The organism is Streptomyces sp. NPDC057616 (assembly GCF_042800575.1).
Classification (GTDB): Bacteria; Actinomycetota; Actinomycetes; order Streptomycetales; family Streptomycetaceae; genus Streptomyces.
Genome location: NZ_JBHVGU010000005.1, coordinates 336,124 through 344,893, shown reverse-complemented (window position 1 = coordinate 344,893; position 8,770 = coordinate 336,124). Strand labels below are relative to the sequence as shown.

The following is an 8,770-nucleotide window of genomic DNA, read 5'->3' as shown; positions in this document are numbered from 1 at the left end:
AGCAAGAGGTCCGCCGGGCGCCTCGTTTTTCTCCCCCGTCCCCCGAGGCATTGGTCTGGGCCGGTGCCCCGCACCGGCCGGTGCCGTCGCCTCGCGGAGCGCCTGAGATCAGTGAAGCGGCGGGACGTGTCCGGCGGCCATCCGTCAATTCTGACGGGTCGCGACGTATCGCATTCCTCAGTCGCCGATCAGCCCGAGATCCCGCCCCCTGCGCAGCAGCGCCGCCGTGTGCCCCGCCTCCAACTTGCGGTGCAGGGAGGCGATGTAGCCCCGCACGGTGGTCGGTGACAGCCCCATGTGCCGGGCCGCCTCGGTCGCCGTACGCCCCTCGTGGAGATGGAGCAGCGTGCGGTGCTCCTGCTCGGTGACCCCGAAGCTGCGGGCCGTCGCACGGGGCCGGGCGAGGTCGCGCAGGAGCAGCAGGGCGGAGAGCCCGGGCCCGGCCGGGGGCACGTAGCGCACCTCGATGTGGCGGGCGACGAACGACTCGGGCCGCCCCAGCCGCGGATCGTCCCCGACGACGGCCAGCAGGCCGGCGGCGACGGCGTTGAGGGCCTGCGGGCGCCCGCCCTCGTCGAGTGCGGCGACCCCGCGCTCATGCCCGCCGGCCAGCTCCAGGGCCACGGCGGCCAGCGCGCGCAGCTGCTCGCGTTCGCGCACCGCCCGTTCCGCGAGGCCGAGTTGGAGCTGGGCGAAGCCGAGCAGGTCGCGGTCGTGCTCGGTGAAGTCCTCGCCGGAGCGGGCCAGCGCGTACCCCTCGGCCACGGCCGTGTCCGAGCCGGCCGAGGCCACCAGGTGACGGTGCAGCCCGAAGGGGCGGAAGTCCAGGTTGTAGCACTGGGTGCGCCGCCACTGCCGGTCCCCGGCGACGTCGCTCACCCGCCAGGCGTCCGGGGCCGGGGCGTCCAGCATGGCTCCGGTCAGCGGATGGTCGAGGGGATGGTCGTAGATGACCATCGGGTCCTCGTGGAAGGACTCCCGCGGCAGCGAGAGGGCGAAGAAGCCCGTCCCGTCGGCCGAGAACCGGTAGCACTGGGCCGCGTCGGCGCCGATCAGCCCGGCCAGCCCGGGGAGCGCCCGCTCCTGCAACTCCCGGACGGAGTCGGACTCCTCCAGGTCCTGTACGAGCGTCAGCACCTGACGCGCGTCCGCACCGCTGATGTCCATCCCGATCTCCCGGCGCTGCTCCCGCCTGAGAAGACGGTACGGCCTGTGCACGGTCCTTCAAGCCCGCGCGCGCATCCCCGATGGCATCCTTGAGGCAGAAGGGGGCGCACACGAGGACGGGCGGGAGGCATGGTGGACACGACGCCGGCGGAGACCGCCGTGCACGGCGGTGCCACGGTGGCGCCCGTGACGCCGCGCGCCATGCGGGCCGACGCCCGCCGCAACTACGAGCGGCTGCTAGCCGAGGCTCGCTCCGCCTTCGCCGCCCACGGCACGGACGCGTCCCTGGAGGACGTGGCCCGCCGCGCGGGCGTGGGCATCGGCACCCTCTACCGCCACTTCCCCAACCGGCACGCCCTGTTGAGCGCCGTCTTCGAGGACGCGGTCGGCGATCTGCTCGCCCGCTCCCACGAACTGCTGGCCGCCCCCGAGCCCTGTACGGCCCTGGTGACCTGGCTCCGCGAGACGGTCACGCACGCGAGCGAGTACCGCGGCCTGGCCCGGGCCCTGCTGTCGGTCTCGTCCGACACCACGTCGGCCCTCGCCCGCTGCAGCGACCCGATCCACGAGGCGGGTCAGGCGCTGCTCACCCGGGCCCAGGAAGCGGGGCGGATCCGCCCCGACGTCACCGCCGGCGACCTCCTCCAGCTGACCCATGCGATCGCACTGGCAGCAGAGGAGTCCCCCGCGGACCCGGCTCTGGCGGACCGCCTGCTGAACCTGACCCTGAGAGGCTTGGCCGCAACTCCCTGAGGGGCGCGGGGAACTGCGCGACCAGCCACAACGGACCCACACCCGCCCCAGGACACAAGGCCCCACGGCGACGCGGCGCAGAACCCTAGCGCCGCCGCATGTCGGCGACCCGCGCCCGCTGCTCCGCCCCCGCCGAGCTCTCACCGAGCACCGTCGCCGTCCGCAGCCCCGTAGCCCCGCGCCGAGGTCCCGGCAGGGCCACGTCCCGGCGCGGCTGGCGCGGGGGGACCGAATCACCGCCCGCGTTCCCGGACGCGCCGGCCACCGCGATCTGCACGCCTTGATCGGCAAGGGCCTGCAGTTCGGTCGCCGCACGGTCGTCGTGCGCCGGCGGCTCGTCCGTGACCAGCCGGGTGATCACGTCCGTGGGCACGGTCTGGAACATGGTGTCCGTACCGAGCTTGGTGTGATCGGCGAGGACGACGACCTCAGCCGCCGCCTGTACCAGCGCCCGGTCGACGGACGCCGAGAGCATGTTGGACGTGGACAGCCCGCGCTCGGCGGTGAGCCCGCTCCCGGAGAGGAAGGCCCGCGAGACCCGCAGCCCTTGCAGGGACTGCTCGGCGCCGCTGCCCACGAGCGCGTAGTTGGAACCGCGCAGGGTGCCGCCGGTCATCACGACCTCCACGCGGTTGGCATGGGCCAACGCCTGGGCGACCAGCAGGGAGTTGGTGACGACGGTGAGCCCGGGCACCCGGGCGAGCCGGCGGGCCAGCTCCTGGGTGGTGGTGCCCGCCCCGACCACGATGGCCTCGCCCTCTTCCACGAAGTTGGCGGCGAGGTCCGCGATGGCAGTCTTCTCGGCGGTCGCGAGATGCGATTTCTGCGGAAAGCCGGACTCCCGCGTGAACCCGCCCGGCAGTACCGCACCGCCGTGCCGGCGGTCGAGGAGTCCTTCTGCCTCCAGTGCGCGCACGTCCCGCCGTACGGTCACTTCGGAGGTCTGGACGACGCGGGCGAGCTCACGGAGCGACACGGCCCCGTTCGCTCGCACCATTTCGAGGATCAATTGGCGACGTTCTGCAGCGAACACGAAACTGACAGTAACCCCAACGACCGTCTGGTTTCAGCAGTTTGCGCCGAATAACAGAAGTTGTTCGCACACAGGGGCGGGAAGTGGTATGGGGCCTACCCGCCCCGCCTATGCCGCACGCATGCTCGACAACTCCCTGTGACCAGCGGGGAGTCGGATTCGGCCGCTGGACAGAGCCTAGACGTCCCCGCTCGTCTTGCGCGTGTGCAGCTGGCGCGCGACCTCCGCGATCGACCCCGAAAGGGACGGATACACGGTGAACGCGTTCGCGATCTGTTCGACCGTCAGATTGTTGTCGACGGCGATCGAGATCGGGTGGATCAGTTCCGAGGCGCGCGGCGAGACGACGACGCCGCCGACCACGATCCCCGTGCCCGGGCGGCAGAACAGCTTCACGAAGCCGTCGCGGATGCCCTGCATCTTGGCGCGCGGGTTGCGCAGCAGGGGCAGCTTGACGACCCGGGCGTCGATCTTGCCGCCGTCGACGTCCGCCTGTGTGTAGCCGACGGTCGCGATCTCGGGGTCGGTGAAGACGTTGGAGGAGACCGTCTTCAGGTTCAGCGGGGCCACCGCGTCGCCGAGGAAGTGGTACATGGCGATACGTCCCTGCATCGCGGCCACGGACGCGAGCGCGAAGACGCCGGTCACGTCACCGGCGGCGTAGACGCCCGGAGCGGTGGTGCGCGAGACCTTGTCGGTCCAGATGTGCCCGGAGTCGCGCAGCCGGACGCCGGCCTCCTCCAGGCCCATGCCCTGGCTGTTCGGGATGGCGCCGACCGCCATCAGGCAGTGCGTGCCGCTGATGACGCGGCCGTCGGAGAGGGTGACCTCGACCCGGTCGCCGACCCGCTTGGCGGCGGCGGCGCGGGAGCGCGCCATGACGTTCATGCCGCGGCGGCGGAACACGTCCTCCAGGACGGCGGCGGCGTCCGGGTCCTCGCCGGGCAGCACGCGGTCGCGGGAGGAGACGAGGGTGACCTTCGAGCCGAGGGCCTGGTAGGCGCCGGCGAACTCGGCGCCGGTGACACCGGAGCCGACCACGATGAGCTCCTCGGGGAGCTCGGTCAGGTCGTAGACCTGCGTCCAGTTGAGGATGCGCTCGCCGTCGGGCTGGGCGTCGGGCACCTCGCGCGGGTGACCGCCGGTGGCGATCAGGACGGCGTCGGCGGTGAGGGTCTCCTCGGTGCCGTCGGCGGCGGCGACCACGACCTTGCGGGAGCCGTCGAGGGCCTGCATGCCCTCCAGCCGGCCGCGGCCGCGCATGACCCGGGCGCCCGCGCGCGTGACCGAGGCGGTGATGTCGTGCGACTGGGCGAGGGCGAGCCGCTTCACACGGCGGTTCACCTTGCCGAGGTCCACGCCGACGACCCGCGCGGCCTGCTCCATCGGCGGGGTGTCGTCGGCGACGATGATGCCGAGCTCTTCGTACGAGGAGTCGAAGGTGGTCATCACCTCGGCCGTGGCGATCAGAGTCTTCGACGGCACGCAGTCGGTCAGCACCGACGCTCCGCCCAGGCCGTCGCAGTCGACGACGGTCACCTCCGCGCCGAGCTGGGCGGCCACCAGGGCCGCCTCGTATCCGCCGGGTCCGCCACCGATGATCACGATCCGAGTCACGTACCCCATTGTCCCGCACTCTTCAAGGTGCTTCCGCCCGGGGGTTCGGGGCACCCCTTCTCCCGGCACGGGGCAATGGGTTGGCAAGGGGCCTCTGGTACCGGCGGGGCGGGTGGGCCCGCTGCCGTACCCTCGACGCATGTCGCTCTACGCCGCGTACGCCGGCAACCTCGATGCGCGGCTGATGTCCCGTCGCGCTCCCCACTCGCCGTTGCGCGCCACCGGCTGGCTGAACGGGTGGCGGCTGACGTTCGGGGGCGAGCACATGGGCTGGGAGGGCGCGCTGGCGACGATCGTCGAGGACCCCTTCTGCCAGGTCTTCGTCGCGCTGTACGACATCGCGCCGCCCGACGAGGACGCCATGGACCGCTGGGAGGGCGTCGGGCTCGGCATCTACCGCCGGATGCGGACGCGGGTGCACACCCTGGACGGCGAGGAGCCCGCCTGGACCTACGTCCTCGACGGCTACGAGGGCGGTCTGCCGGCGGCGCGCTACCTCGGCGAGATCGCGGACGCGGCGGAGTCCGCCGGCGCTCCGCACGACTACGTGATGGAGCTGCGGAAGCGTCCCTGCTGAAACAGGCGGCGCCCCGATGGCGCACAGGCCGCACAGAGGGCGGTCACAGGCCACTCTCAGGGTCCCTCGCGTCACAGCTTTCGTTGGAAACGACAAGACAACGATCGCCATCCCGTGAGCTCTGTCATCTACGCGCGTAGGCCGATACCGGCTACTCTCGTCCGCGTGAACGCATCTCTTCTTCCGGACGACATCCAGGGCGACCCGCATGCCGCCGCCGACGCCGCCGCCTCGCGCCTGCGCGAACTGACCGGCGCCGAGACCCACGACGTCGCCCTCGTGATGGGCTCCGGCTGGGCGCCGGCGGTGGACGCCCTCGGCGCTCCCGACGCCGAGTTCCCGGTCACCGAGCTGCCCGGGTTCCCGCCCCCGGCGGTGGAGGGGCACGGCGGCAAGATCCGCTCCTACCGTTCCGGCGACAAGCGCGCCCTGGTCTTCCTGGGCCGTACGCACTACTACGAGGGCCGCGGTGTCGCCGCCGTCGCGCACGGCGTCCGCACCGCCGTCGCCGCCGGCTGCAAGACCGTGGTCCTGACCAACGGCTGCGGCGGTCTGCGCGAGGGCATGCGCCCCGGGCAGCCCGTGCTGATCAGCGACCACATCAACCTGACGGCGACCTCCCCGATCGTGGGCGCCAACTTCGTCGATCTCACCGACCTGTACTCCCCGCGCCTGCGTGCCCTGTGCAAGGAGATCGACGCCACGCTGGAGGAGGGCGTCTACGCCCAGTTCCCCGGCCCGCACTACGAGACGCCGGCCGAGATCCGCATGGCCCGGGTGATCGGGGCGGACCTGGTGGGCATGTCGACGGTGCTGGAGGCCATCGCGGCGCGCGAGGCGGGCGCGGAGGTGCTGGGCATCTCTCTGGTCACCAACCTCGCCGCCGGGATGACCGGTGAGCCGCTGAACCACGAGGAGGTCCTGCAGGCGGGCCGCGACTCGGCGACGCGGATGGGTTCCCTGCTGGCCCAGGTGCTCGGCCGGCTGTAGGCGACGCACCAGGGGCCCGGCCCCCTGGCCCCACGCTCCCCGAACGCCGGAGCAACTGGTTTTGACGAACACGAGAGGCTGACCCCGACGTGCACGACGACCTGCTAGCCCGCGCCCACGCCTGGCTCGCCGAGGACCCCGACCCGGAGACCCGCGACGAACTCGCCAAGCTGATCGAGGCCGGGGACGTCACGGAGCTCGCCGAACGGTTCGGCGGCACCCTCCAGTTCGGCACCGCGGGGCTGCGGGGCGAACTCGGCGCCGGGCCCATGCGCATGAACCGCGCGGTCGTCATCAGGGCGGCCGCCGGTCTCGCGGCGTACCTCGACGCCAAGGGGCAGCGCGGCGGCCTGGTCGTGATCGGCTACGACGCCCGCCACAAGTCCGCCGACTTCGCCCGCGACACGGCGTCGGTGATCACGGGCGCGGGGCTGCGGGCCGCCGTGCTCCCCCGCCCGCTGCCGACCCCGGTCCTGGCGTACGCCATACGGCACCTCGGCGCGGTCGCCGGGGTCGAGGTCACCGCCAGCCACAACCCACCCCGGGACAACGGCTACAAGGTCTACCTCGGCGACGGCTCGCAGATCGTGCCGCCCGCCGATGCGGAGATCGCCGCCGAGATCGACGCGATCGCCGCCCTGGCGGACGTCCCGCGCCCGGACGCCGGCTGGGAGACCCTCGGCGACTCGGTCCTGGACGCCTACCTCGCCCGCACGGACGCCGTGCTCGCCGCCGGTTCCCCCCGCACGGCACGCACCGTCTACACGGCGATGCACGGCGTCGGCAAGGACACCCTCCTCGCCGCCTTCGCCCGCGCCGGGTTCCCGGAGCCGGTCCTGGTCGCCGAGCAGGCCGAGCCGGACCCGGACTTCCCCACGGTCGCCTTCCCCAACCCGGAGGAGCCGGGCGCCATGGACCTGGCGTTCGCCAGGGCCCGCGAGACCGACCCCGACCTGATCGTGGCGAACGACCCGGACGCCGACCGCTGCGCCGTGGCCGTCAAGGACGGCGGCGACTGGCGGATGCTGCGCGGGGACGAGGTCGGCGCGCTGCTCGCCGCGCACCTGGTGCGGCGCGGCGCCCGCGGCACCTTCGCGGAGTCGATCGTCTCCTCCTCCCTGCTCGGCCGCATCGCCGAGAAGGCGGGCCTGCCCTACGAGGAGACCCTCACCGGCTTCAAGTGGATCGCCCGCGTCGAGGGCCTGCGCTACGGCTACGAGGAGGCCCTCGGCTACTGCGTCGACCCCGACGGCGTACGGGACAAGGACGGCATCACCGCCGCCCTGCTCATCACCGAGCTGGCCTCCGAGCTCAAGGAGGAGGGCCGTACGCTGCCCGACCTGCTCGACGACCTCGCGGTGGAGCACGGGCTGCACGCCACCGACCAGCTCTCGGTCCGCGTCGAGGACCTGTCGGTCATCGCCGACGCGATGCGCCGCCTGCGCGAGCGGCCGCCGACCGGGCTCGCGGGCCTGGCCGTCACCCGGGCCGAGGACCTGAGCCAGGGCACGGACCGGCTGCCGCCCACCGACGGCCTGCGCTACACGCTGGACGGCGCCCGGGTGGTCGTCCGGCCCAGCGGCACCGAGCCCAAGCTGAAGTGCTACCTGGAGGTCGTCGTCCCGGTCGCCGGCCACGCGGGCCTCCAGGCGGCCCGCGCGACCGCCACCGGCCTCCTCGACGCGATCAAGCGGGACCTGTCGGCCGCCGCCGGCATCTGAGGCACGCGGCCGGCGGCCGCGGGCCCGGCATGCGGAACGGGGTGCCCTCACCGGGCACCCCGTTCGGCGTCTGGTGCGGCGCGGCGCTCAGCCCGTCGCCACCAGGATCGCCAGCAGCACCGCACCGGCCACCACCGGTGCCGCGATCTCGTAGGCCCAGCGGACGCTCACCTCACCCTGCGCCGCCTCCGACTCGCCCTTGGTCTCCAGGAGTTCGCGCAGGTCGTCCATGACCTTGTCGGACTCGGCGCGGGCGGGTCCGTCGGAGACGTCGGCGGCGCCGCGGGCAAGGCCGCCGAGGCCGAAGCCGCCGCCCATGCCGCCGCGACGGCCGCCCCGGCCGCTCGCCTCGGCGGCGCGCTGCGCGTTCGCCCGGGCGTCCCGCGCGGCCGCCTTCTTCCGGGCCCGCAGGGAGACGGGGACGGCCCACAGCTGGTACTTGCGGCCGGACTTCGCGACGACCTCGTTGGAGTAGCCGGAGCGCAGCGAGACGACCTCGCCCCAGGGCACCGAGACGATGCGGAAGGGGTTGCGGATGCGCATCCGCTCCTCGTTGGCGAAGACGGCGGGGCGCAGTGTGAAGGCCGTGATCAGCGGGACGAGGAAGATCATCGTGGCGAGCGCCAGCCAGGGCGTGCGGTCGCGCCCGGAGACGATCGCGTCGATGCCGAGCCAGGCCACGATGGCCAGCAGCAGGACGCCGCCGGCGATGCCCATGGGGGAACGGTAGGCGCGGTCCCGCTGCCCCGGGGTGGGGGGCTGGGGCGCAGGTGACTCGTGGTCGGGGGTCGTCATGCCTGCGATTGTGCCGTAGGCGGGGCGAGCGGGCGCCGTGGGGCCGGGCGTCCCTTCCGCGCAGCGATCCGGCTTCCCGGGCTGTACAGCTGCTACGCGCGTAGATATGCTCGTCTG

Annotated in this window: 8 protein-coding genes; 4 read left to right on the top strand and 4 right to left on the bottom strand. The window is 73.1% G+C overall.

The window, feature by feature from the left end; translation table 11 throughout:
* Positions 1 to 177 precede the first annotated feature (177 nt).
* Positions 178 to 1,167, bottom strand: coding sequence for a response regulator transcription factor (locus ACFU97_RS08690; protein WP_384252705.1), 990 nt, complete (start codon positions 1,165 to 1,167; stop codon positions 178 to 180).
* Positions 1,168 to 1,368: 201 nt separating this feature from the next.
* Here ACFU97_RS08690 and ACFU97_RS08685 point away from each other — a divergent pair, with 201 nt between their 5' ends.
* Positions 1,369 to 1,920: a TetR/AcrR family transcriptional regulator gene (locus ACFU97_RS08685; protein ID WP_384252744.1), complete on the top strand. Its 552-nt coding sequence runs from the start codon at positions 1,369 to 1,371 to the stop codon at positions 1,918 to 1,920.
* An 85-nt stretch (positions 1,921 to 2,005) separates the two neighbouring features.
* On the opposite strand, the gene ACFU97_RS08680 is transcribed toward ACFU97_RS08685, so the two are convergent.
* Together ACFU97_RS08680 and ACFU97_RS08675 are read right to left on the bottom strand one after the other, a co-directional pair.
* Positions 2,006 to 2,953, bottom strand: a complete 948-nt coding sequence (locus tag ACFU97_RS08680) for a DeoR/GlpR family DNA-binding transcription regulator (RefSeq protein WP_384252702.1) — start codon at positions 2,951 to 2,953, stop codon at positions 2,006 to 2,008.
* A 177-nt stretch (positions 2,954 to 3,130) separates the two neighbouring features.
* Positions 3,131 to 4,579 (bottom strand): NAD(P)H-quinone dehydrogenase, encoded by a 1,449-nt coding sequence (locus ACFU97_RS08675; RefSeq protein ID WP_384252700.1) that lies wholly within the window; start codon positions 4,577 to 4,579, stop codon positions 3,131 to 3,133.
* A 130-nt stretch (positions 4,580 to 4,709) separates the two neighbouring features.
* Here ACFU97_RS08675 and ACFU97_RS08670 point away from each other — a divergent pair, with 130 nt between their 5' ends.
* From ACFU97_RS08670 to ACFU97_RS08660, 3 genes are all read left to right on the top strand, one after another.
* The gene (locus ACFU97_RS08670) at positions 4,710 to 5,147 is read left to right on the top strand and encodes a gamma-glutamylcyclotransferase (RefSeq protein ID WP_384252697.1); all 438 of its coding nucleotides are present in this window, start codon (positions 4,710 to 4,712) and stop codon (positions 5,145 to 5,147) included.
* 165 nt (positions 5,148 to 5,312) lie between these two features.
* Positions 5,313 to 6,137, top strand: a complete 825-nt coding sequence (locus ACFU97_RS08665; protein ID WP_384252695.1) for a purine-nucleoside phosphorylase — start codon at positions 5,313 to 5,315, stop codon at positions 6,135 to 6,137.
* A gap of 89 nt (positions 6,138 to 6,226) precedes the next feature.
* Positions 6,227 to 7,858, top strand: coding sequence for a phospho-sugar mutase (locus tag ACFU97_RS08660; protein WP_384252692.1), 1,632 nt, complete (start codon positions 6,227 to 6,229; stop codon positions 7,856 to 7,858).
* Positions 7,859 to 7,945: 87 nt separating this feature from the next.
* Here ACFU97_RS08660 and ACFU97_RS08655 read toward each other — a convergent pair whose 3' ends face one another.
* The gene (locus ACFU97_RS08655; protein ID WP_384252690.1) at positions 7,946 to 8,653 is read right to left on the bottom strand and encodes a PH domain-containing protein; all 708 of its coding nucleotides are present in this window, start codon (positions 8,651 to 8,653) and stop codon (positions 7,946 to 7,948) included.
* Between the last annotated feature and the right edge of the window lie 117 nt (positions 8,654 to 8,770).

Bases quoted from the DNA above. Each gene is read 5' to 3' on its own strand.
- ACFU97_RS08685 (WP_384252744.1), top strand. From the start codon at position 1,369: ATGCGGGCCGACGCCCGCCGCAACTACGAGCGGCTGCTAGCCGAGGCT.
- ACFU97_RS08670 (WP_384252697.1), top strand. From the start codon at position 4,710: ATGTCGCTCTACGCCGCGTACGCCGGCAACCTCGATGCGCGGCTGATG.
- ACFU97_RS08675 (WP_384252700.1), bottom strand. From the start codon at position 4,579: ATGGGGTACGTGACTCGGATCGTGATCATCGGTGGCGGACCCGGCGGA.
- ACFU97_RS08690 (WP_384252705.1), bottom strand. From the start codon at position 1,167: ATGGACATCAGCGGTGCGGACGCGCGTCAGGTGCTGACGCTCGTACAG.
- ACFU97_RS08655 (WP_384252690.1), bottom strand. From the start codon at position 8,653: ATGACGACCCCCGACCACGAGTCACCTGCGCCCCAGCCCCCCACCCCG.